We start from the raw sequence: 23120 nt of genomic DNA, 5'->3' as shown, positions 1-23120 counted from the left end.
GAGAATCACCTGACCCTAAACGAGAACAGCACCGGAGGGCCGGTGCTGACCATTGGTGAATTCGGGCTATCGGGTTAACCGTAGTGGGCTACAGGTGTTCCCGCGATCGCAGCCATGTTCAGCAACCCGCGCGAACTGATCGAGTGGTTCACGATATGCGCGCGGTTGCCCATGCCCATCAGGATTGGGCCGACTTCAAGTCCGCCGCCCTTCATCTTGAGGATGTTGCGCACGCCGGATGCTGCATCTGCATGGCCAAAGACCAGCACATTCGCCGCGCCTTGCAGGCGGTTTTGTGGGAACACGCGCGCGCAAAGGTCGGGGTCAAGCGCAGCGTCGATGTTCATCTCGCCCTCGTAGACAAAGTCGCGGGGCAGGCTGTCCAGAATGTCGATCGCGGCCCGCAAACGGCGACCGGTGTCGCACTGGGTCGAGCCAAACTGCGACTGGGCACATAGCGCGATGCGCGGGGTCAGGCCAAAGCGTTTGACGTGACGCGCCGCGCCGATGACGGACTGCGCGATCTCTTCGGGGGTGGGTTCCGAGCGGACGTGGGTGTCCGCGATGAATAGCGGGCCGTCCTCTAGGATCATCATCGACAGGGCGCCATGGGGGCGGTGCTTTTTGCTGCCGAGGATCTGCTCCACGTATTTCAGGTGCCAGCGGTATTCGCCGAACGTGCCGCAGATCATGCTGTCTGCTTCGCCGCGCTGCACCATGACGGCGGCAATCGCGGTGGAGTTGGTGCGCATGATCGCACGGGCCAGATCGGGCGTGACGCCGTCGCGGCACATAATTTGATGATAGGTCTCCCAGTAATCCCGATAGCGCGGATCGTTTTCAGGGTTCACCAAATCAAAGTCGCGACCGTGGCGAATGTTCAGGCCCATACGCTCGCAGCGCATCTCGACCACTTCGGGGCGGCCGATCAGGATCGGTTTCTCGGTGGTTTCCTCGAGGATCGCTTGGGCGGCACGCAAGACGCGCTCGTCCTCGCCCTCGGCAAAGACGATGCTGCGCGAGGCCGAGCGGGCGGCGTCGAACACGGGGCGCATCAGCAGAGCGGATTTGAACACGGACTGGTTCAGGCGCTCTTTGTAGGCCTCAATATCATCCAGTGGTCGGGTCGCTACGCCGGTTTCCATCGCGGCCTTGGCAACCGAACTGGAGACGACGCCTACCAGACGCGGGTCGAACGGTTTGGGGATCAGGTAGTCCGCGCCAAAGGTCAGCTGTTCGCCCTGATAGGCGGCGGCAGCCTCTGCGCTGGTGGTCGCGCGGGCAAGGGCGGCGATGCCGTCAATGCAGGCCAGCTGCATCTCGTCGTTGATCTCGGTTGCGCCCACGTCCAGCGCGCCGCGGAAGATGAACGGGAAACACAGGACGTTGTTCACCTGATTGGGGAAGTCGCTGCGGCCCGTCGCGATGATCGCGTCAGGGGCCACTTCGCGTGCCAAATCGGGCAGGATTTCGGGGTTCGGGTTCGCCAGAGCAAAGATGATCGGCTGCTTGGTCATCTTCGAGACCATCTCGGGCTTCAGCACATTCGGGCCCGACAGGCCAAGGAACATGTCCGCGCCATCAATCACGTCTTCCAAGGTGCGGAGGTCAGACTTCTGGGCAAAGGCTGCCTTCTGTGGGTTCATGTCCACATCGCGCCCTTCGTACACCAGACCATGAATGTCGCAGAGCCAGACGTTTTCGCGTTTCACACCCAGTTTCAGCAGCATGTTCAGACAAGCGATGCCTGCCGCGCCGCCACCGGTCGAGACGATCTTGATGTCTTCGAAATTCTTGCCCGCCACGTGCAGCGCGTTGGTGGCCGCTGCGCCAACGACAATCGCGGTGCCGTGCTGGTCGTCGTGGAAGACGGGGATGTTCATCCGCTCGCGGCAGATTTTCTCGACGATAAAGCAGTCGGGGGCTTTGATATCCTCGAGGTTCACCGCGCCAAAGGTCGGCTCCAGCGAGCACACGATGTCAGCTAGCTTCTCGGGGTCGCTTTCGTTCACCTCGATGTCAAAGGCATCGATGTTCGCAAACTTTTTAAAGAGGACGGCTTTGCCTTCCATCACGGGCTTCGATGCCAGCGCGCCAATGTTTCCCAGCCCCAGTACTGCGGAGCCGTTTGTGATGACCGCCACGAGGTTGCCCTTGGACGTGTAGCGGGCGGCGTTCTGCGCGTCTTCCTTGATCTCAAGGCAGGCTTCGGCGACGCCGGGCGAATAGGCGCGGCTTAGGTCGCGGCCGTTGGCCATCGGTTTGGTTGCGCGAATTTCAAGCTTACCGGGCTTGGGGTGTTCGTGATAAAACAGAGCTGCCTGACGCAGCGTTTCATTCTGTTGTTCTGACATGACGCGTCCCCTCTGGGAATTTTTGTTTAGCGTTAAACTATTTCCCTTCGCGTTTAAAGATGGCGAATTGTAAAACCTTCGCCGCACTGCCGCAAAAATGGGTGACGTGGCGCGGTTCTGCCGGTCAGGCACTTGCCAATTTCGGTGCGACACGGTTCACTGCCTTTGACCATTTGATCAAACGGCGGAGAGCCCCGATGTCCCTGCGCGATGACGCGATGAAAGTCCGTGAAAACGCCTATGCGCCCTACTCGAAATTCAAGGTCGGGGCGGCCGTTCGGGCCACCGATGACATCGTGCATCAAGGCTGCAATGTCGAGAATATCGCCTATCCAGAGGGCACCTGCGCCGAGGCGGGCGCGATCGCAGCCATGTGCGCGGCAGGCGGCAGCCGTGACATCGCCGAGGTCTATGTGATCGCGGACAGCCCGACGCCTGTGCCGCCCTGCGGTGGCTGTCGTCAGAAGCTGGCCGAGTTCGGCAAGGCCGATACGCCTGTGACGCTGGCGACCGTCGATGGCGCAGAATTCAAAACCACGATCGGGGATTTGCTGCCCGGCATGTTTGACGCCAGCCATATGGTGCGCACCTGATGGACACGCGCGGTCTGCTGTCTGACCTGCGGGCGGGCCGCGTGCCTGCGTCCGATGACCTGCGGGCCTTTGCGCTAGGGCTGGGTACGGGCGAGGTCAGCGATGCACAGGCTGGTGCGTTCGCGATGGGTGTCTGCCTCGGCGCTTTGGGGCAGGAGGGGCGTGTTGCCCTGACGCTGGCGATGCGTGACAGCGGTGATTGCCTGTCTTGGGATCTGAACGGTCCGGTTCTGGACAAGCATTCGACTGGCGGACTAGGGGACTGCACCAGCCTGATCATCGCGCCTGCGCTGGTGGCATGCGGTGCCTATGTGCCAATGATCTCTGGCCGCGGGCTAGGGCACACTGGCGGAACACTGGACAAGCTGGAGGCGATCCCCGATTTGCGCACCGACCTGTCCGAGGCGCGATTGCGCCGTCAGGTTGCCGAAGTCGGCTGCGCGATTGTCGGGGCCACGGGCCGGATCGCGCCTGCGGACAAGCGGCTCTATGCGGTACGGGATGTGACCTCGACGGTGGATAGCCTTGATCTGATCACGGCCTCGATCCTGTCCAAAAAACTGGCGGCAGGGCTTGGCGCACTGGTGCTGGATGTAAAGTGGGGCACGGGCGCGTTCATGACATCGCCGGAGGCCGCGCGAGACCTAGCGCAGTCTCTTGTGAGCACCGCAAATGCGGCTGGGTGTCCGACGACTGCCCTGATCTCTGACATGAACCAACCGTTGGCCTCCGCCATGGGCAACGCTTTGGAAATTGCCGAGGCGATGGCGGTTCTAACAGGCGCTGCGCGTGGGCCGCTCTTTGATCTGTCCTGCGCTTTGGGTGCCGAGGTTCTGGTGTCTGGCGGATTGGCACAGACTGTCGCGCAGGGGATCACCCAGATGCAAACCGTGATCACCAGTGGCGCAGCGGCCGAGGTGTTCGAGCGGATGATCGCAGCCCAAGGCGGGCCGCGCCGGTTCGCCAGCGAGTGGGCGGCCTTGTTGCCCGAAGCGACTGTGATCCAAGAGGTGTACACGCCCGAAGCGGGCGTTGTGACTGCCATGGACGGCAAGGCGTTGGGGGCTGCCGTAGTCGCATTAGGCGGCGGCCGGTTGGTCGAGACGGATCAGGTCGACCCATCAGTCGGAATATCGGACATGGTGCGGTTGGGGCAGCGGCTCGATCGCGGCGCCCCCATCGCTCGCATCCATGCGCGGACCGAGGCCGAAGCAGACCGCGCGGCGCAGGTTGTGCTCGCGGCGGTGCAAATCGGCGAAGCGGTCGACGCTGCGCCTTTGGTTGTCGAAAGGATCACGGCATGACCCGCGCATTTCTGGTGGTAATGGACTCGGTCGGGATCGGCGGCGCGCCGGATGCGGATCAATTCTATAACGGCGATCTTCCGGACACAGGCGCGAATACCCTGGCGCATATCGCCCAAGCCTGTGCCGCTGGCCGCGCCGTAGAGGGACGGAGCGGACCGCTGGCGTTGCCCGTGCTGGACGCGCTAGGCTTGTCTGCCGCAGTTCAATTGGCAAGCGGCGCACGGGCAGAGGGCCTTGGCGCAGTGCCTTCTGGTTTGTGGGGCGCGGCAACCGAGATCAGCCGAGGCAAGGATACCCCGAGCGGCCATTGGGAACTGGCGGGGGTGCCAGTGCCTTGGGACTGGACGTATTTTCCCGACACCGTTCCTGCGTTTCCTAATGATCTGGTCGCAGAAGTCGCCAAAGCGGCGGGTGCCGATGGCATCCTTGGCAACTGCCACGCGAGCGGGACAGCGATCATCGACAAACTGGCCGAAGAGCATATCCGAACCGGACAGCCGATTTGCTACACCTCTGCCGACAGCGTGTTCCAGATCGCCGCGCACGAAGAGCATTTCGGTCTGGAACGTCTGCTAAAGCTGTGCGCGGACATCGCGCCGACATTGCACGAGATGAAGATTGGCCGCGTGATTGCGCGGCCGTTCGTCGGGGATGCCGCGACAGGCTACACCCGCACAACCAACCGCAAGGATTTCGCGCTCGCGCCCCCAAGCCCGACCCTGTGCGATTGGGTTAGTGGGGCAGGGCGCGAAGTGATTGGAGTCGGCAAGATTGGCGACATCTTTTCCATGCAGGGGATCACCCATCTGCACAAAGGCAGCGATGCGCAATTGATGGACCATCTGGATCGACTGGTGGACGACGCGCCCGAGGGCAGCCTGACCTTTGCCAATTTCGTCGAGTTTGACAGCCTCTATGGCCACCGCCGCGATGTGTCGGGCTATGCCCGCGCGTTGGAATGGTTTGATGCGCGGATCGGGCAGATCCTACCGCGCTTGCATGATGGGGATCTGCTGATCATCACTGCCGACCACGGGAACGATCCTACGTGGCACGGAACGGACCATACCCGCGAACGCGTGCCCGTATTGGGCTATGGCGTGGGGGCGAAGCCGATCGGACAGGTTGCCTTTGCCGACGTGGCTGCCAGTATCGCGGCACACCTGAATATCCCCGCCCAAGGGCCGGGAAGGAGCTTTCTATGACAGAAGAAGAGATGGAACATCCGCCAGTCAACCTGCCCAAGGTCGAGCTGCACACCCACATCGAAGGGGCCGCGCAGCCGGACTTTATCCGCCAGCTAGCGTTCGAGAAAAAGACTGACATCAGCGGGATTTTCGACGCGCGCGGGGCCTACAAGTACAAAGGGTTCCTCGAATTCCTACAGGTCTACGAGGCTGCGACCACGGTCCTGAAATCCCCCGAGGATTTTCGCCGCCTGACCTTGTCGGTGCTCGAGAATGCCGCCGAGAATGGAGTCATCTATATGGAAAGCTTCCTGTCGCCCGAATTCTGTGGCGGGGCAGATGTGGGCGCGTGGACCGAATACCTGCACGCCATTCAGGACGGCGCCGCCGAGGCGGAAAAAAAATACGGGATCAGTATGCGCGGCGTGGTGACCTGCATCCGCCATTTCGGACCGGACAAAGCCAAGCTGAGCGCGATCTGCGCCGCCGAAACAGCCGGTGATTTCGTGACCGGCTTTGGCATGGGCGGCGACGAAAACGCGGGCCACCAGCGGGACTTTATGTGGGCTTATGACTGCGCCCGCGAGGCTGGGCTGGGCCTGACCACACACGCCGGTGAATGGCGCGGCCCCCAAGAGGTGCGCGATGCCATCGACGATCTAAAAGTCACCCGCATCGGCCACGGCGTCCGCTGCATCGAGGATATGCGACTCGTCGAACATCTGGCCGAACGAGAGATCACGCTAGAGGTCTGCCCGGGCTCGAACGTCGCGCTCGGCGTCTATCCCGACCTAAAAAGCCACCCGATTGAGCGGCTGCGCGCGTACGGGGTGAAAGTCACGGTATCGACTGACGATCCGCCTTTCTTCCACACCACGATGCAGCAAGAGTACGCCGGACTGACGAAAACCTTTGGCTGGGATGCCCGCCACTTCAAAGAAATCACCCTCAATGCCGTTGCGGCTGCTTTTTGCGATACAGGCACCAAAGACGCGCTGACCAAACGACTGGAGGACGCATTTTGATCGACCAATCCAACCCGCCCCACCTGACTGTCGTCGATCACCCGCTGGTCCAACACAAGCTGACCCACATGCGCAAAGCGGGAACACCCACCGGTGTCTTTCGGCAACTCCTGCGCGAGATCAGCCAGCTCTTGGCATACGAGATTACCCGTAATCTGGAGATGACCAAAGAGACGATCGAAACCCCATTGTGCGAGATGGAAGCGCCGGTTCTGGATGGCAAAAAGCTGGCCCTGATCTCGATCCTGCGGGCTGGGAATGGCCTACTGGACGGCGTGCTTGAACTGGTGCCATCTGCCCGCGTTGGCTTTGTTGGGTTGTATCGCGATGAGGAAACACTGGAGCCCGTCGAGTACTATTTCAAAGTGCCCGAAGCGATGGACGAACGTCTGGTGATCGCAGTTGATCCCATGCTCGCGACCGGAAACTCCGCTGTGGCGGCCATCGACATGCTGAAAAAGGCAGGGGCCAAGAATATCCGCTTCATGTGCCTTTTGGCGGCGCCCGAGGGTGTGGAAACAATGCGCAAGGCGCATCCTGATGTTCCTATCGTCACCGCCTCGCTGGATGAGCGTCTGAATGAACACGGATACATCGTTCCTGGTCTTGGCGACGCTGGCGACAGGATGTTTGGTACCAAGTGATGTGGTAGTTATTGCGTTACCCCCAACCACTGTGCAATCTGTGCACAGTGTTACTGGGGGTTTACTATGAATAGACTCTTTGCGGCTGCCACCGCGTGTCTTGTGTCTACGGGAGCTGCATGCGCGCAGACACCCGTCAACTTTCCACCGTCCGATTTCGAGGGCCGCCAGTTTGTGGATAACAAGGGCTGCGCCTATATTCGCGTGGGTGTTGGCCCGACCGTAGACTGGATTCCACGCATGACCCGCAGTCGCGATCAGGTCTGCGGACTTCAGCCGACCTTCCGTACCCCAACCCAGACGGTCGAAGCGCCCGCCGCGCCCACACCTACGCCAGCACCCGCCGCAAAGCCTGCACCTGCACCGGCTAAAGTGGCCGTTGCGCCCACACCGCAGCCCAAAGTCGTCGTTGCAGCGCCTGCAACCACGACAAAACGGACCGCTAAATCCGCCCCGACGCCGACTGTCGCGAGCAAAGTGGCGACACGCCCCACGGTTGCGTCCAGAACCGTGCTTGCTCCCACCTCGGTGACCTCATCACAAGCTGTGCGGACCGCCTCGGCGCCCTCGGCTGTAGGATCGAGCGTCTGTCCGGAGCGTACGGGCGTCAGCGCCCAATACACCAACAGTCAGGGTGTCCGTTGTGGGCCTCAGTCGGTCTCGCCGGTCAAAGTTCTGAGCGTCGGCGGTGCAAACCAGCCACTGCCGGAACCGCCAAAAGGGTACACGCGCATTTGGCAAGACGATCGCTTGAACCCCTATCGTGGTCCGCGCACCGCGGCAGGCAACGCGCAGAGCGATGCCGTCTGGGACAAGCAGACCCCACGCAACCTGCGCACTGACCCCGGCGCCCAAGCTGTGCGAACGTCAAGCCTTGCTCCGATTTCAGTCCAAGGGGCCGGCAGCTACGTTCAGGTCGCGACGTTCTCGGTCGGCAAAAACGCGCAGCGCACAGCGCAGCGCTTTCAGTCAGCTGGTTTTCCGGTGCGCATTCTCAGCACGCGAAGCGGTCAGCAGATCGTTATGGTTGGTGCAGTCCCGGGCGGAAGCTTGCAGCAAACACTTGCCTCGGCACGTCAGGCTGGTTTCTCGGACGCGTTTATCCGCTAAACGTCAGGACTCGCAGATGCCTTGAATACTAATCCAGTCCCCGTCGCTCATAAGCTGCGGGGGCAGGGTTGCTTTGAAAGGATCAGCGGCGATCAGAGCCTGCGCTTCCGCGCGCGACGGGCCTAGTCCTTGTGCATAGGGAGTCGTAGCGATGCCCTTTTCCTTGAACAGTTCCAAAAGTCGCGCAGTCTCAATCGGGCGCTGTGGCGCAGACATCAGCTGGTCCGCATAGTCTTGTAATGCTTCGTCGGGCACAGCCCCTGTTGTAAGAAGCCTGATCACCGCCAGCAGGCTGCTGGCCTCCAATACCTCTGCCAAAGGATCATTTCGCGTGGCACGAAGGGATTCAGCCAAAGCGAAACCAGCAAGCACGCTGGGGTCTTCGAAGTCTTCCACCAGTGATTTGTGCAAAAGAATCGTGCCGCCAGGCAGGTGCATGGCCTTCTTCGGACCACCGGGCAGGATCATCAGTTTGCGGTGTGGTTGATCGTCAAAGAGTTTGGCACCAAGGCGAGATAGCGCCGGCGAGCCAAGGCTGTCACGACACTCTGCTCCCGTGCGGTCTGTGACATGATTAATCAGCGCGATCCCGATCTGGGCCCGTTTGACAGGGGGAACAACCGTGGCGGCATGGCTGCGTAGAACATCTGGCAACCACAAGAAAGAGGCCGCTGCGACGCACCCTGCCACCACCGTCAAGACGCCCCAGCGCAGGCGTCTCTGTTTCGGACGAGACCGGTCGATGGCAAGACGCAGTTTTTCTATAGCCTCAATCATGACGATCTCGTCGCCATCGATCTCTAGGGTCTCGCTCGGGTCTCCATCGGGGTGATAGATGGCAGGCAAACTACCGGGATTGGCGCGGGCGACAGCCGGGATCGACCAGTGCGTAAGTGCGCGGCTCTGCATATCCATGACAACAATGGTGGCATCCCCCAAGGACACGACAACGTCCTGCCGTGGGCAGTCTGGCCGTTCACGCCAAACGCCAACGGCTTCCAGCCGCTGATATTCCTTGAGTGCAGTCATGTGTGCCCGATCTTGTCGTTTTCTAACCGATAGCACGGGTTACAAAGCACCGTCCATGCCGGTCAACCTGCCTTTTGATCCGTCTCTCTTCTCTTTGGTTGAGGCATCTGGGGCAAGGGCGTCGGCATGTTTCTTTTTGCCTTAAATACTCAAAACGCCGCCTCTTTCGAGAGGCGGCGTCACGCTTGGTATTCTAATCGCGATTTCAGGCGGCGTATGCGTCGCCTTCGCCGTACTTCTTGTAGAAGCTACTGTTCTTGTCCGCCATCTGGCGCAGCAGGGCAGGGCACGCGAACCGCTCGCCGAACTTTTCGGTCAGCTGATCGCAGACTTCGGCGGCAAAAGGCGCGCCGATGATGTCCAGCCAGCTGAACGGACCGCCGGACCAAGGCGCAAAGCCCCAGCCAAGGATCGCGCCAACGTCGCCCTCGCGGATGTCTTCCAGCACACCTTCTTCGAACGCGCGGACGGCTTCCAGAACCTGCGCCATGAGCAGACGGTGCTGGACCTCGTGCAGATCGGGCTGCTGCTCGGCATGGGGGTATTTCGCCACCAAGCCTTCCCACAAACCGGTGCGCTTGCCCTTTTCGTCATAGGCATAGAAACCGGCCGCGGATTTGCGGCCCAAGCGCCCTTCGTCCGCCAGCCAGAACAGCACTTCATCCACATCGTCGTTGGTGTAGTCTGCGCCCATCGCGGCCTTGGTCGCCTTGGCGATCTTGACCCCCAGATCAATCGAGGTTTCGTCCGTCAGCTGTAGCGGGCCCAAGGGCATCCCGACCAGCTTGGCGGCGTTCTCGATCAGGGCGGGGCTGACGCCCTCGTGCACCATGCGGATGCCTTCGTTGATGTAGGGGATGATGCAACGGTTCGCATAGAAGAAGCGCGCGTCATTCACCACGATCGGCGTTTTGCGGATCTGGCGTACGTAGTCCAGCGCCTTGGCGACAGCCACATCGCCGGTCTTTTGACCCTTGATAATCTCGACCAGCATCATCTTCTCGACGGGGCTGAAGAAGTGGATACCGATGTATTTCTCGGGTCGCTTGGAGGCCTTGGCCAGTTCCGAAATCGGCAGGGTCGAGGTGTTGGTGGCAAAGATGCAGTCCTCGCCAATCACGGCCTCGACCTGAGCGGTCACTTCGGCCTTGATGGCGGGGTCTTCGAACACGGCCTCGATGATCAGGTCACAGCCTGCCAGCGCCTGATAGTCAGTGGTGGCGGTGATGCGGGACAGCACCTGTTCTTTCTTCTCGGGCGTGGCCTTTTTACGGGCGATGCCTTTGTCCATGTAGCTGGCGGTGTAGTCGCGTCCCTTGTCAGCGGCAGCCTGATCGCGGTCCAAGAGAACTACGTCGATCCCCGCCTGAGCCGACACCAGCGCGATGCCTGCACCCATCATGCCAGCCCCTAGAACGCCAACTTTCTTGACGGTCTGATCGGCCACTTCGGGACGGTTCGCGCCCTTTTCCAGCTTTTCTTTGTTGATGAACAGGGACCGGATCATCGCGCCGGAACTGGGGTTCATCAGGACGTGGGTGAACCAACGGGCCTCGATCTTGAGCGCGGTGTCAAAGGGCACCATCGCCCCCTCATAGACCGCCGACAGCAGCGCCTTGGCCGCCGGATAGACGCCCTTGGTGTTGCCGTTGACCATCGACGAAGCGCCGACAAAGGTCATGAAACCCGCAGGGTGATAGGGCGCGCCACCGGGCATCTTGTAGCCCTTGGCGTCCCAAGGTTTCACGATGTCCTTGTCGGTCGCCGACAGCACCCAAGCGCGGGCGTCGGCCATGGGATCAGCGCTGACCTCATCAATCACACCCAGCATCTTGGCCTTCTTGGGGGCGTTCAGCTTGCCTTCCAGCAGCAGTGGCGCCGCCGCCATTGCGCCCATTTTGCGGACCAGTCGGGTGGTGCCGCCCGCGCCGGGGAAGATGCCGACCATAATCTCGGGCAAGCCGATCTTGGCCTTGTCGTTGTCGGCGGCAAAGATGCGGTGGCACGACAGAGGCAGCTCTAGTCCGATCCCCAGCGCGGTGCCGGGCAGAACGGCCGCCACAGGCTTGCCGCCCTTGTTGGTCTTGGGGTCCATGCCCGCGCGTTCGATTTTGCGCAGCAACCCGTGCATGTTCATGATGCCGTCGAACAGGCCCTCAGCGGGGTTGTCGCCCGCGCTGTCCTTCATCTTGGCGATGATGTTCAGGTCCATGCCGCCAGCAAAGGTGTCCTTGCCGCTGGTGATGATGATGCCCTTCACTGCCTCGTCCGCCAGCGCGTCGTCCACCAGATCGTTCAGCGCTGCCAGTCCCTCTAGCGACAGCACGTTCATCGACTTTTCTTTGACGTCCCAAGTGATCGTTGCGATCCCTTCGGCGTCTTTAACCATAGTGAAATCGGTCATTTCGAATTCCTCCTCGCAGGTCTGACGCCCGCTTAAACCCGTTCGATGATGGTGGCTGCGCCCATGCCGCTGGCAACGCAGAGTGTGGCAAGGCCGGTGCTTTTGCCCGTCCGCTCCAGTTCGTCCAGCAAGGTGCCAATGATGATCGCGCCAGATGCCCCCAAGGGGTGACCCATCGCAATCGCGCCGCCGTTCACGTTCAACTTGTCGTGGTCCACGTTGAAGCGCTGCATAAAGCGCAGGACCACGGCGCTGAACGCCTCGTTCACCTCAAACAGGTCGATGTCGCTGATCGACATGCCGCTCTCGCTCAGGATTTTTTCGGTGACGGGCACGGGGCCGGTCAGCATGATGGTCGGGTCAGTGCCGATCTTGGCCGTGGCGCGGATCACGGCGCGGGGTTTCAGGCCGTGACGCTCGCCGAACTCCTTGGAGCCGACCAGAACGCCCGCCGCCCCATCCACGATGCCGCTGCTGTTGCCCGCGTGGTGGATGTGGTTGATCCGCTCAAGATGGGGGTACTTCATCAGGGCGATCTTGTCGAAACCGGGCATGACTTCGCCCTGATCCTTGAAGCTGGCCTTGAGCGCGCCAAGGGCCTGCATGTCGGTGCCGGGGCGCATGTATTCGTCGCGGTCCAGAATGGTCAGGCCGTTCACATCGCGAACTGGAACGATGGATTTGTCGAACCGTCTGGCGGCCCAAGCCTCGGCGGCGCGGCGCTGGGATTCCACGGCAAAGGCATCGGCGTCATCGCGGCTGAACCCGTATTCGGTGGCGATGATGTCCGCGGCAATGCCCTGCGGGACAAAGTAGTGATCCATGGCTACGGTGGGATCGACGGCCACAGCCGCGCCATCGCTGCCCATGGCCACGCGGCTCATCATTTCAACGCCGCCCGCGATATAGGCATCGTCCGAACCGCCCTTGATCTGGTTGGCCGCCAGATTGACCGCCTCCATGCCTGACGCACAGAAGCGGTTGATCGACAGACCCGGCACGTTCTCGGCCAGATCAGAGGCCATCACCGTGGTCCGCGCCAGACAGCCGCCCTGCTCCATGACTTGGGTCGCGTTGCCCCAGATCACGTCCTCAAACTCGTCACCTGCCAGATCCGAACGCTCTTTGAGTGCGTTCAGGATCGTCGCGCCCATACGGACGGCGGTAACCTCGTGCAGGCTGCCATCCTTGCGGCCCTTGCCGCGTGGGGTGCGCACTGCGTCATAGATAAAGGCGTCAGCCATCTGCCTCTCCTCCTAGTCAGATATTTGTGTGTCAGGCCCGGTCCGACGGGTTGCCAGGCATGAGGTCATACGGGTGTTTCCAGCCGGGCAGGGCGCTGATGCGGTCCAGCCAGGCGTCGATGTTTGGCCATTCGGCACGGTCAAAGCCGAACTCCTCGGGGTAGAACAGATAGCCGCAGCAGGTCAGGTCAGCGTTGGTTACACCGTCCCCTACGATCCAGTCGCGGCCCTCAAGGTGTTTGTCGAGAATGGCATAAGTGCCTTTCAAGCGCCCCTGCAAGAATGCGATCACCTCGGACTGGCGCTTGTCCTCAGGCATAAAGTTCAGCAGGAACCGCGCGATGCCAGCAAAGGACGAGAGCTTGTGATTGTCCCAAAACTGCCAGCGCAGAACTTCGCGCTCTTCCTCCGGCGTAGTGCCACCGAATTTACCGGTCTTCTCGCCGATGTACCGCTGGATCACCGCCGATTGTGTTAGCTTCAGATCGCCATCCACCAATACTGGCGCTTCGCCCATCTCGTTCACTTCGGTGCGGTAGGCTTGCCCGCGCGTCTCTCCATTAAAGAAATCGATATAGACCGGCTCCCACTCCAGACCGGACAGCTCCAATGCCAAAGCGGCTTTATAGGAATGTCCGCTCTCTCCGAAACAATGCAGCTTGATCGTCATTTCTAAATTCCTTTTCCGGTTCTGACCGATGGGGTCCAACAGTTGAGTATTTGCAGCAAAAAGAAGCCTTAAACCTTTCTGCGGATCATCAGCCTTTAACCAGAATCACCAAAGTTTGATCTCGCGGTACAGGCTGGGGAGCCGATGACCGCCCAAGGAAGAGCCCCGTTTCGGATGTACCGCAGTCGCGGCGCGCGACCCGATCCGGAGCGGGGTGATCTGCCTCTCTTTCTTGGTAAAAATACCCTCGCGCCGAAGGCGCTCTGACATATCCACCAGAACCGACTTCACCGTTTCCGCGCCTCGAGTTCCGAGTTGAACAAGCGCAGGCGATGGGGAAAGCGCTCCTCGTGCATCACGCTGTCGAAGTTTTCAAAGATGAACGACAGGGCTTCCCCCTCATCAAGCCCCGCCTCCTGTGCAAAGCGGCGAAGGCGGCGGTAGCCGTCTTCGGTCATGGCAACAGGAAATCGGCGGGTCAGGCGCAGGCGTTTGGGCATAGGTTCCTCGGTTTGATCAGATGGGGCCGAAGGTGCCGGCCCCTGTGGCTGATCAGAAGTTAGCGGCCTCCAGCGTCATCACCGTATCAGCGCCGGTCTCAATACGCGACAGGTGCAATGCGGTGGCGGGCAGTTGGCGCGCCATGTAGAACCGGCCTGTTTCGATCTTGGTCTGGTAGAACTCGGGGTCCGATGTGCCGTTTTTCAGCGCCGCATAGGACGCCTGCGCCATCTTCGACCACATCAGGCCCAGACACACGTGCCCGAACAGGTGCATGAAGTCATAGCTGCCAGAAAGCGCGTTGTGCGGGTTCTTCATGCCGTTCTGCATGAAGTACATGCCCGCCGCTTGCAGGTCCTTGCTCGCCTTTTTCAGCGGATCAAGGAAGTTGGCTTTCAGCGCCTCGTTGCCCTCGTTCTCTTTGATGTAATTCTTCACCATGTCAAAGAACGCCATGATGGTTTTGCCGCCATTCATCGCCAGCTTGCGGCCCACAAGGTCCAGAGATTGGATGCCGTTGGTGCCCTCGTAGATCATGGTGATACGGGCATCGCGGACGAACTGCTCCAGCCCCCATTCCTTGGTAAAGCCCGACCCGCCAAGGGTCTGCTGAGCCAGAACGGTGGTCTCGAAACCTTTGTCTGTCAGAAAGCCTTTGATGACCGGTGTCAGCAGCGAAATCATGGCATCCGCATCGGCGTCCGATTTGCGGTGCGCTTCGTCGATCATCTTGGCGCCCCAGAAGGTGAACGCCCGCGCTCCTTCGGTGAAGCTCTTTTGCATCAGAAGGTTGCGGCGCACATCGGGGTGCACAATGATCGGATCTGCGGGGCCATCGGGGTTCTGCACACCCTTGACTTCGCGGCCCTGCAGACGCTCGCGGGCAAAGCCCAGAGCGTTCTGGTAGGCGACAGCGCCTTGGGCATAGCCTTGCAGGCCTACACCCAGACGGGCTTCGTTCATCATGGTGAACATGGCGCGCATGCCTTTGTGCATTTCGCCGATCAGATAGCCGGTCGCGCCGTCATAGTTCATCACACATGTCGCGTTGCCGTGGATGCCCATCTTGTGCTCGAGGCCGCCACAAGACACCGCATTGCGATCCCCCAGTGAGCCATCCTCGTTCACCATGAATTTGGGCACGATGAACAGAGAAATCCCCTTGGTGCCTTCGCCGCCGCCGGGGGCTTTGGCCAGCACCAGATGGATGATGTTGTCCGTCAGGTCATGCTCACCCGCCGAGATCCAGATCTTGGAGCCGGTGATCTTGTAACTGCCGTCGTCCTGCGGCTCTGCCTTGGTGCGGATCAGGCCCAGATCGGTGCCGCAGTGGGGTTCGGTCAGGTTCATGGTGCCGGACCATTTACCCTCGATCATGTTGGGCAAGTATTTGGCCTTCTGCTCGGGCGAGCCGTGGGTCTGGATCGCCGAGATCGCGCCATGAGACAGGCCCTGATACATGTTGAAGGCCATGTTGGCCGACACGAACATCTCGCCCACGGCAGAGTTCACCAAGTAGGGCATGCCCTGACCGCCATATTCGGGGTCGCAGTCCAGACCGATCCAACCGCCCTCGCACATCTGGTCATACGCGTCCTTGAACCCCTCGGGGGTGGTCACGACGCCATTTTCCAGTTTGCACCCTTGTTCGTCGCCCACTTTGTTCAGCGGCGCCAGAACGTTTTCCGACAGCTTTGCAGCCTCGTCCAGGATGGCCTGCGTGGTATCGCGGTCCAGCTCGTCATAGCCGGGGATATCGGATTGGGCGACATTCAGAACATCGTGCAGGATGAACTGCATGTCCTTTACCGGAGCGGTATAGGTCGGCATTGGTCTCTCTCCCTTGGTCGCGGCGGATTACTCGGCCGCTTTATTCGTCTGCTTCAGCGAGGCGATGACTTTCTCCGCCCACTTCAGCTGGTCCTTCAGATCGTCGATGGCCTCGTTCAGCTCGTCACGCTGCTGCTCCATGGCGTGCAGGCGCTCCAGCCCGACCTCGTGGGTGCGGGACAGCTGTGTCAGCTGCTGGTCGCCCATGTGGTACAGGTCCAGAAGCTGGCGGATTTCTTCGAGGCTGAAACCGAACCGTTTGCCGCGCAGGATCAGCTTGAGCCGCGCACGGTCACGTTTGGTGAACAGGCGCTTTTGCCCGTCACGAATAGGAAAGATAAGCTCTTTGGCTTCGTAAAAGCGAAGCGTCCGAGGCGTTACGTCATAGGCCTCGCACATTTCGCGGATGGTCATGATGCGATCGTCCATGACGGGTCTCCTGATAGTGTTCGCGCACCAGAATTCGGTTTCTGGTCACACCATACTACAAGAGTTGACGTTGACGTAAACGGTACGTCACGTCACCTTTTTGTGTGACGGAGGGTCACTTTTGAACTGAACGGTTCATTTTTCTTTCAGAAGGCTCTCTTGCACTTCATCCCGCAGCTGTCGCAGCTCTGTCATGGCGGTTTCGATCTGGGTTTGCTGCTCGTGCAACTCGCCTAGCTGGCGGTTTGCCATCTCGATCCATGCTTCCATCTGGGCCGTGGTACCTTCTTTTTCGTAGATCAGCAGCCACTGGCGAATTTCTTCGAGTTGGAAGCCGAACCGGCGTCCGCGCAGAATCAGCGTCATACGCGCCACGTCACGAGGCGCATAAAAGCGCGACCGCCCTTCGCGCTCGGGGGCGAGCAGTTCGATATACTCGTAGTAGCGCAGGGTGCGCGGGGTAACGTCGAACTTGGCACACATTTCTTTGAAGCTGAGACGAGTCTCGGACATCTGGCTCCTCCTTGGTTGAGCCGGAGCGTAGGGCGAACAATGGGGCAGGGCAACTGTCACCCTTTACGGACGCGGCGTGAATGCTCCATACCAAGAGCAACCAAGGAGTTTACCAATATGAGCGCGGACAAGGCGAAAATCGCAGCGCAGTTTATACAGGCGATTCCCCACTCTCGGGCGTTGGGTATGAATCTGGTCGAGATTGGAGATGGCGAGGCCGTGATCGAAATGCCCTATGACACCAAGCTCATCGGCGATCCCGACACGGGCGTGATCCATGGTGGTGCCGTCAGCGCACTGATGGATACCTGCAGCGGAGCGGCGGTCATGAGCCATCCTGACGCGCCCACTTCGACCGCGACCATTGATTTGCGAATCGACTACATGCGTGCCGCGACACCCGGTCAGACCATCCGCACCCGTGCCTATTGTTACCAAGTGACCCGCAGTGTTGCCTTTGTCCGCGCCGAGGCGGTGGACGAAGACACTGCGCGCCCCGTCGCCACGGCCACCGGTGCCTTTACTTTCGAGAGGTCGAAATGAGCCGTCCCCGCCCCGAACCCGTTCAAGTGGTGAAACAACGTCGCGACGCCGCGCTCTCCGCTCTGGTCGAGCGCGTGCCTTACATCCAGTTCCTTGGGATCAGTTTTGATCGCCGCGGGGATGAACTGACCGCGACCATGAATTATGACGAAAAGCTGATTGGCAATCCGATGCTGCCCGCCCTGCATGGGGGCGCGACGGCGGCGTTTCTGGAAACGGCCGCGATTATCGAACTCAGCTGGCAAATGATCTGGCCCAGCATCGAGAGCGACAGCCATGAATTGCCGCCTTTGCGGATGCCCAAGACAATCGACTTCACAGTGGATTATCTGCGCTCTGGCCTGCCGCGCGACGCCTATGCCCGTGCACGGGTGAACCGCTCGGGCCGCCGCTACGCAAGCGTCCACGTCGAGGCATGGCAGGACAACCGCGAGAAGCTGTTTGCTCAGGCGACGGGGCATTTCATGATGCCCCAAAAGAATGACTGACACCCCCGTACCGCGGGCCGTGACCCATCGCAGAGTGCTCAAAATCGCTCTGCCTATCGTGCTGTCCAATGCCACTGTGCCGATCCTCGGGGCGGTGGATACGGGGGTCGTTGGTCAACTGGGTCAGGCTGCCCCGATTGGGGCTGTCGGCATTGGCGCGGTGATCCTGACAGCGGTCTATTGGATCTTTGGCTTCTTGCGCATGGGAACCACAGGGTTCGTGAGCCAAGCCGAGGGGGCAGGCGACCGCTCCGAAATCGCCGCGCTGCTGACGCGGGTGCTGATTATTGCCGGACTGGCTGGCTTTGCGCTGATCCTACTCCAGCAACCGATCTTTGCAGCAGGGTTTGCCCTCTCACCTGCTTCGACCGAAGTCGAGGCGCTGGCCCGCGACTACATGTCGATCCGCATCTGGTCGGCCCCAGCGCCGATTGCCTTGTACGGAATTACAGGCTGGCTCTTGGCCCAAGAACGAACACGCGGCGTTCTGGTTATCCAGATCATCATGAACGGCACCAATATTCTGCTCGACCTGTGGTTCGTGTTGGGGCTGGGCTGGGGCGTCCAAGGCGTGGCGCTGGCGACACTCATGTCGGAAGTCTTCGGCCTCTGCGTCGGTCTCTGGCTCTGCCGGACGGCGTTTCGAGTTCCCGCATGGCGTGACTGGCCCCGCGTGCTGGACCGCGTGCGCCTTCGTCAAATGGCGCTGGTCAACTCGGACATCCTGATCCGCTCCTTGCTGCTGCAAGCGATCTTCATGGGATTTCTGTTCGTCAGCGCGCGGTTCGGAGACGTGGCGCTGGCGGCCAACCAAGTTTTACTTCAATTCCTGAACATCACGGCCTACGCGCTGGACGGTTTCGCCTTCACCGCCGAAACGATAGTTGGCCAAGCCCTCGGAGCGCGCAGCACACCCATTCTGCGCCGCGGTGCGGTCCTGACCTCCGCTTGGGCTGTCGGCGCGTCAGTGTTGCTAGCCTGCGTCTTCGCTGTCGGAGGGGGCACCATAATCGACATCATGACCACGGCCCCCGAGGTTCGCATCGCCGCGCGAGAGTTCCTGCCGTGGATGGTGGCGGCCCCGCTCCTTGGGGTGGCGGCGTGGATGCTGGACGGTATCTTTATCGGAGCAACCCGCTCGCAGGACATGCGTAACATGATGATCGTCAGTTTTATGATTTACGTGGTCTCCGTTGTCGCGCTTGTCCCACCTTACGAAAATCACGGTCTCTGGCTGGCGTTCAACATCGCGTTCGTCGCCAGAGGGGTCACCCTTGGCCTGCGCTACCCCGCTTTGGAACGCAGCGCAGCCTGACTTCTTTTTGCTCTAAATACTCAAACAGAAAGGCCACTTCCCCATCGGAAGTGGCCTGACCAAAATGAGTGCGGGGCGCGGCCCCGCACGCTTTATCTTATTTCGCGCTGATGCGGCCGTCGGTATAGGGCGTGTAGGGCGCATTGGCTGCGATGTAATCCGCTGTGACGTCTGCCAGATCGGGGCCGAAGTCATAGGCGTTCTCTGCATCGCGGAACATCTTGTAGCCGTCGCCACCGTTGCGCACGTAGTTGTTGGACACAACGCCATAGGTCGCAGCAGGATCAATCGGCTCACCGCCAACCATCACATCGCTGATACGGCTGCCCGGCTCAGCGCTTGCGTCAAAGACAAAGCTCATGCCCGCGACTTGGGGAAAACGTCCGGCTCCTTCTTCGATCTCACTCACACCATTTTCCAGCGCGTCGATCATGGTCTGGCCCGTGACTTGGAAAGTCGAAAGGGTGTTTTGGAAGGGCAGAACGGTCAGGACTTCGCCCATGGTGACTTCGCCTGCGTCAATGCTGGCACGGACGCCGCCGCCGTTCTGGATGGCGATCTGGATGCCTTGGTCTTTGACACGGTCGAGCATCGCATCCGCGATCAGAGTGCCCATCTGGCATTCCATCGCGCGGCAAGAACTACGGTCGCCGTCGATGGCTTCGGCCGTCTCGGCCACGACTCTGCTGCGAATTTCTTCCAGCGGCTTCGCGGCTTCGGCGATGCGCTCGACAGTCGGCGCGTCTTCGGTCACGGCCGCGTCCATGATGATCGGAGCGCCGCTGGCCGAGATGATGTTGCCTTCATCATCAAAGACGACGTTCAGCTCGCCTAGGAATTTGCCGTAGGCATAGGCTGACAGGATTTGGGTGTCATTGACCACGGTGGGGTAAGGGCCTTCGGCGCCGTCCATTTCACCCAGAAGAGTGTTCGTGTGACCGCCGACGATCACGTCAACGCCGGTGGTTTCTGACGCGACGCGCTGGTCTACCGCATAGCCCGAGTGCGACAGTACGATGATCTTGTTCACGCCCTCGGCGGTCAGCTTGTCGACTTCGCCCTGAACCGCATCCACCGGATCGGTAAAGATCACCTTATCCCCGGGCGAGGCCAGCTCGTCGGTGTTCTGGGGCGTCAGACCGATCAGGCCCAGCTTCTCGCCGTTGCGCTCGATCACGGTAGACTTCATCAGCTTGTCCGCAAGCGCAGGCTCCATCGAGACATCTGCGTTCGACATCAGCACGGGGAACTCGACCGCATCCATGAAGCCCGCCAGCACTTCGGGGCCATCATCGAATTCGTGGTTGCCGACGGTCATGCCGTCATAACCGAGTTTGTTCATCATCTCGGCGGCAAGTTTGCCTTTGTAATAAGTGTAGAACAGGGTGCCCTGAAACTGGTCACCGCCATCGAAAAGGACGGTGTTTTCATTGCGGGCGCGGGCCTCTTCGACGGCTGTCACCAAGCGGGCACTGCCGCCAAAGCATTCGCCAGCTGCGTTATCCTCGGAAGAGCAGCCGCTGTCATATTTGCTGATGGGTTCGAAACGGGCGTGAAAGTCGTTGGTGTGAAGGATGGTCAGCGCATAATCGGCCGAGGCCGCAGAGGCGGTAATGGCCAGAGCGGCGCAGGTGCTGAACAGACGGATCATCGGGAAACCTTTCTTTCGACTCAGTCTAATGGGACGATGCTAAGGGCATTACATCTGAACTGGCGACATCTTTGTGAACTTGACGTGGGGGCGTGCAGGGGCCATCACCGCATTATGCTCATTTACAAGATCTTTCGGGCCCACGAATGGGCGCTTTTGGAAACCCAAGGCAGCACGACCGGCGCTCCGGTCGATGTGTCTGACGGATACATCCACTTCTCGACTGCGGCGCAGGCGCGCGAAACGGCGGCAAAGCACTTTGCCGGAGAAGAGGGGCTCGTCCTGCTTGGGGTGACGACGGACACCATGGACGGCGACCTGCGCTGGGAAAAATCGCGCGGTGGCGCGCTGTTCCCGCACCTCTACCGTGACCTGCGTATGACCGATGTGGCGTGGCACAAGCCGCTGCCGCTAGGGCCGGACGGGCACTGCTTTCCCGAGGAAATGGTATGAAGATTCTCGAACAGATTGGGATGCGGGCGATCCGGTCCTTTGATCCTGAAACGGCGCATGGACTGGCGCTCAAGGCGCTGACGTCGGGGCTGGCTCCGCGTCCGAAAACCGTGACCTCGCCGCGTTTGGCGACCGAATTGGCGGGCTTGTCGCTGCCCAACCCGTTGGGATTGGCAGCCGGTTTTGACAAGAACGCGGTGGCCTTGCATCCGCTGGCCAAGGTCGGCTTCGGCTTTGTCGAGGTTGGCGCGATCACCCCCCGCGCGCAGCCCGGAAACGCCCGTCCGCGCCTGTTCCGTTTGGAAGAGGATCAGGGCGTGATCAATCGCTTTGGCTTCAATAACGAAGGCATGGTTGTCGCGGCAGAGCGTTTGGCGCAGCGCCCGCGCGATGCGGTGATCGGCCTGAACCTTGGCGCGAACAAAGACAGCGACGACCGCGCCAGCGACTACGCCAAGGTTCTGACCAAGTGCGGGGACTATCTGGATTTCGCGACTGTCAACGTTAGCTCGCCCAACACCGAAAAGCTGCGGGACCTGCAAGGTCGCGAGGCTTTGACTGCACTGCTCGATGGCGTGACCGAGGCAAACAGCAAGCTGGACCGTCCGATTCCGATCTTTCTGAAGATCGCGCCGGATCTGGACCACGATGGCTTGGCCGAGATCGCGGAAGTTGCGATCCAGACAGGACTGTCCGCGATCATTGCGACGAACACGACCCTGTCGCGCGACGGTCTGAGCAGCAAGCACAAGGGCGAGATGGGGGGACTGTCGGGGCAGCCCTTGTTCGAGAAATCGACCCGTGTTCTGGCCGAACTGTCCAAACTGACCGAAGGGCGCATTCCTCTGGTTGGTGTCGGCGGCATCAGCAATGCAGATCAAGCCTATGCCAAAATCCGTGCAGGGGCTTCGGCGCTGCAGCTTTATTCGGCGCTGGTCTATGGCGGGCTATCGTTGGTCGAAGAGATCCTGCAAGGGCTGGACGAACGCCTGCTGCGCGATGGGTTCGCAACCGTCGAGCAGGCGATAGGCTCGGGGCGCGGCGACTGGCTCTGACCGGTTGATCTGCCGCAGTATCTGCACCACCTTTCGAAGGGCGAGGCATTGAGCCTCGCCTTTTTCATAGAGGGCTCGGGGATGTGCGGACGATTTGCAATAACGCTGCCGGATCAGGCGATGGCCGATGTTTTTGACGCAGCGCCCTCGAATGATCTGCCGGATACACCCAATTATAATGTCTGCCCGACGAATACAGTGCACGTCGTGGTTTCTGCCGAGGCGCGGCGGATCGTGCCCATGCGCTGGGGATTCATCCCGCACTGGTACAAGGCACCCAACGACGGCCCGCTGCTGATCAATGCCCGATCCGAGACGATCGCCGAGAAGCCCGCATTTCGCGAGGCTTGTCGCGAACGGCGCTGCATTCTGCCCGCAACTGGGTTCTATGAATGGACAAAATCGGCCGAGGATGCGCGGCTCCCTTGGTATATTTCACGCGCGGATGAACAGCCTATCGCCTTTGCCGGGATCTGGCAGGAGTGGGGCACGGGGGACGACCGAATGCGCACCTGCGCCATCGTCACCTGCGGCGCGAATGATCCGATGAAAGCGATTCACCACCGGATGCCTGTTATCCTTACGCCAGACAGCTTTGGCCTGTGGCTTGGAGAAGAGGGCAAGGGCGCCGCGCGGCTGATGCACGCCGCGCCTGGCGACGCACTGGTCTGGCATCGCGTTGATCCCAAAGTGAATTCCAATCGTGCAGAAGGAGAGGATTTGATCGAGCCGATCGCTTGACCTTCCTGAAAAGTTGCAATATCTCTCTGCCCAC

22 protein-coding genes are annotated in these 23120 nt (G+C 60.6%); 12 read left to right on the top strand and 10 right to left on the bottom strand.

The features are described from left to right. Window positions 1-74 precede the first annotated feature (74 nt). The gene (locus tag AB9K37_RS19175; RefSeq protein WP_369841925.1) at window positions 75-2354 is read right to left on the bottom strand and encodes an NADP-dependent malic enzyme; all 2280 of its coding nucleotides are present in this window, start codon (window positions 2352-2354) and stop codon (window positions 75-77) included. Window positions 2355-2551: 197 nt separating this feature from the next. On the opposite strand from AB9K37_RS19175, the gene AB9K37_RS19170 reads away from it, so the two are divergent. The 6 genes from AB9K37_RS19170 to AB9K37_RS19145 all read left to right on the top strand — a co-directional run bounded on the left by AB9K37_RS19170 (window position 2552) and on the right by AB9K37_RS19145 (window position 8220). Beyond that, window positions 2552-2947, top strand: a complete 396-nt coding sequence (locus AB9K37_RS19170) for a cytidine deaminase (protein ID WP_369841923.1) — start codon at window positions 2552-2554, stop codon at window positions 2945-2947. Then, window positions 2947-4251 carry a thymidine phosphorylase gene (locus AB9K37_RS19165; RefSeq protein ID WP_369841921.1) on the top strand — a complete coding sequence of 435 codons (1305 nt, stop codon included), beginning with the start codon at window positions 2947-2949 and terminating at the stop codon, window positions 4249-4251. Before AB9K37_RS19170 ends, AB9K37_RS19165 begins: the two co-directional genes overlap by 1 nt. Next, entirely contained in the window at window positions 4248-5459 is a 1212-nt protein-coding gene (locus tag AB9K37_RS19160; protein ID WP_369841918.1) for a phosphopentomutase, read from the top strand. Before AB9K37_RS19165 ends, AB9K37_RS19160 begins: the two co-directional genes overlap by 4 nt. Beyond that, window positions 5456-6466 (top strand): adenosine deaminase, encoded by a 1011-nt coding sequence (locus AB9K37_RS19155; protein ID WP_369841915.1) that lies wholly within the window; start codon window positions 5456-5458, stop codon window positions 6464-6466. The genes AB9K37_RS19160 and AB9K37_RS19155 overlap by 4 nt, the downstream gene beginning before the upstream one ends. Further along, window positions 6463-7110 (top strand): uracil phosphoribosyltransferase, encoded by a 648-nt coding sequence (gene upp, locus AB9K37_RS19150; protein ID WP_369841912.1) that lies wholly within the window; start codon window positions 6463-6465, stop codon window positions 7108-7110. Before AB9K37_RS19155 ends, upp begins: the two co-directional genes overlap by 4 nt. Window positions 7111-7176: 66 nt before the next feature. Next, the gene (locus AB9K37_RS19145) at window positions 7177-8220 is read left to right on the top strand and encodes an SPOR domain-containing protein (RefSeq protein WP_369841909.1); all 1044 of its coding nucleotides are present in this window, start codon (window positions 7177-7179) and stop codon (window positions 8218-8220) included. Window positions 8221-8223: 3 nt separating this feature from the next. Here the strand turns inward: AB9K37_RS19145 and AB9K37_RS19140 are convergent, their stop codons facing one another. The 8 genes from AB9K37_RS19140 to AB9K37_RS19105 all read right to left on the bottom strand — a co-directional run bounded on the left by AB9K37_RS19140 (window position 8224) and on the right by AB9K37_RS19105 (window position 16840). Next, a complete protein-coding gene (locus AB9K37_RS19140) occupies window positions 8224-9249 on the bottom strand; it encodes a hypothetical protein (protein WP_369841906.1) in 1026 nt (341 codons plus the stop codon). A gap of 205 nt (window positions 9250-9454) precedes the next feature. Beyond that, window positions 9455-11653: a 3-hydroxyacyl-CoA dehydrogenase NAD-binding domain-containing protein gene (locus tag AB9K37_RS19135; RefSeq protein WP_369841904.1), complete on the bottom strand. Its 2199-nt coding sequence runs from the start codon at window positions 11651-11653 to the stop codon at window positions 9455-9457. 32 nt (window positions 11654-11685) lie between these two features. Further along, entirely contained in the window at window positions 11686-12897 is a 1212-nt protein-coding gene (locus tag AB9K37_RS19130; RefSeq protein ID WP_369841901.1) for an acetyl-CoA C-acetyltransferase, read from the bottom strand. A 31-nt stretch (window positions 12898-12928) separates the two neighbouring features. Further along, window positions 12929-13567, bottom strand: coding sequence for a glutathione S-transferase family protein (locus tag AB9K37_RS19125; protein WP_369841898.1), 639 nt, complete (start codon window positions 13565-13567; stop codon window positions 12929-12931). 287 nt (window positions 13568-13854) lie between these two features. Further along, a complete protein-coding gene (locus tag AB9K37_RS19120; RefSeq protein WP_072705163.1) occupies window positions 13855-14067 on the bottom strand; it encodes a hypothetical protein in 213 nt (70 codons plus the stop codon). 52 nt (window positions 14068-14119) lie between these two features. Then, window positions 14120-15898, bottom strand: coding sequence for an acyl-CoA dehydrogenase C-terminal domain-containing protein (locus tag AB9K37_RS19115; RefSeq protein WP_369841896.1), 1779 nt, complete (start codon window positions 15896-15898; stop codon window positions 14120-14122). Between the two features lie 27 nt (window positions 15899-15925). After that, on the bottom strand, window positions 15926-16327 hold the full coding sequence (locus AB9K37_RS19110; protein ID WP_072705169.1) for a MerR family DNA-binding transcriptional regulator: 402 nt from the start codon (window positions 16325-16327) through the stop codon (window positions 15926-15928). 135 nt (window positions 16328-16462) lie between these two features. Further along, window positions 16463-16840: a MerR family DNA-binding transcriptional regulator gene (locus AB9K37_RS19105; RefSeq protein WP_369841894.1), complete on the bottom strand. Its 378-nt coding sequence runs from the start codon at window positions 16838-16840 to the stop codon at window positions 16463-16465. Window positions 16841-16957: 117 nt separating this feature from the next. On the opposite strand from AB9K37_RS19105, the gene AB9K37_RS19100 reads away from it, so the two are divergent. The 3 genes from AB9K37_RS19100 to AB9K37_RS19090 are packed head-to-tail and all read left to right on the top strand — an operon-like array spanning window position 16958 to window position 19186. Further along, the gene (locus tag AB9K37_RS19100; protein ID WP_072705174.1) at window positions 16958-17383 is read left to right on the top strand and encodes a PaaI family thioesterase; all 426 of its coding nucleotides are present in this window, start codon (window positions 16958-16960) and stop codon (window positions 17381-17383) included. Next, window positions 17380-17871, top strand: a complete 492-nt coding sequence (locus tag AB9K37_RS19095; protein ID WP_072705177.1) for a PaaI family thioesterase — start codon at window positions 17380-17382, stop codon at window positions 17869-17871. Before AB9K37_RS19100 ends, AB9K37_RS19095 begins: the two co-directional genes overlap by 4 nt. Then, window positions 17864-19186, top strand: a complete 1323-nt coding sequence (locus AB9K37_RS19090; RefSeq protein WP_369841891.1) for an MATE family efflux transporter — start codon at window positions 17864-17866, stop codon at window positions 19184-19186. Before AB9K37_RS19095 ends, AB9K37_RS19090 begins: the two co-directional genes overlap by 8 nt. 97 nt (window positions 19187-19283) lie before the next feature. Here the strand turns inward: AB9K37_RS19090 and AB9K37_RS19085 are convergent, their stop codons facing one another. After that, on the bottom strand, window positions 19284-20837 hold the full coding sequence (locus AB9K37_RS19085) for a bifunctional UDP-sugar hydrolase/5'-nucleotidase (protein WP_369841890.1): 1554 nt from the start codon (window positions 20835-20837) through the stop codon (window positions 19284-19286). A 114-nt stretch (window positions 20838-20951) separates the two neighbouring features. On the opposite strand from AB9K37_RS19085, the gene AB9K37_RS19080 reads away from it, so the two are divergent. The 3 genes from AB9K37_RS19080 (at window position 20952) to AB9K37_RS19070 (ending at window position 23086) form a co-directional block, all read left to right on the top strand. Beyond that, window positions 20952-21290 (top strand): DUF952 domain-containing protein, encoded by a 339-nt coding sequence (locus AB9K37_RS19080; RefSeq protein WP_369841888.1) that lies wholly within the window; start codon window positions 20952-20954, stop codon window positions 21288-21290. Further along, the gene (locus AB9K37_RS19075; RefSeq protein ID WP_369841886.1) at window positions 21287-22345 is read left to right on the top strand and encodes a quinone-dependent dihydroorotate dehydrogenase; all 1059 of its coding nucleotides are present in this window, start codon (window positions 21287-21289) and stop codon (window positions 22343-22345) included. The genes AB9K37_RS19080 and AB9K37_RS19075 overlap by 4 nt, the downstream gene beginning before the upstream one ends. 81 nt (window positions 22346-22426) lie before the next feature. After that, window positions 22427-23086, top strand: coding sequence for an SOS response-associated peptidase (locus AB9K37_RS19070; RefSeq protein WP_369841884.1), 660 nt, complete (start codon window positions 22427-22429; stop codon window positions 23084-23086). Window positions 23087-23120: the final 34 nt, after the last annotated feature.

The sequence above is a fragment of the Donghicola sp. XS_ASV15 genome (genome assembly GCF_041224595.1).
Lineage (GTDB): Bacteria > Pseudomonadota > Alphaproteobacteria > Rhodobacterales > Rhodobacteraceae > Donghicola.
Note: the sequence above shows the minus strand (reverse complement) of the source record. Positions and strands in the feature narration are given on the sequence as shown.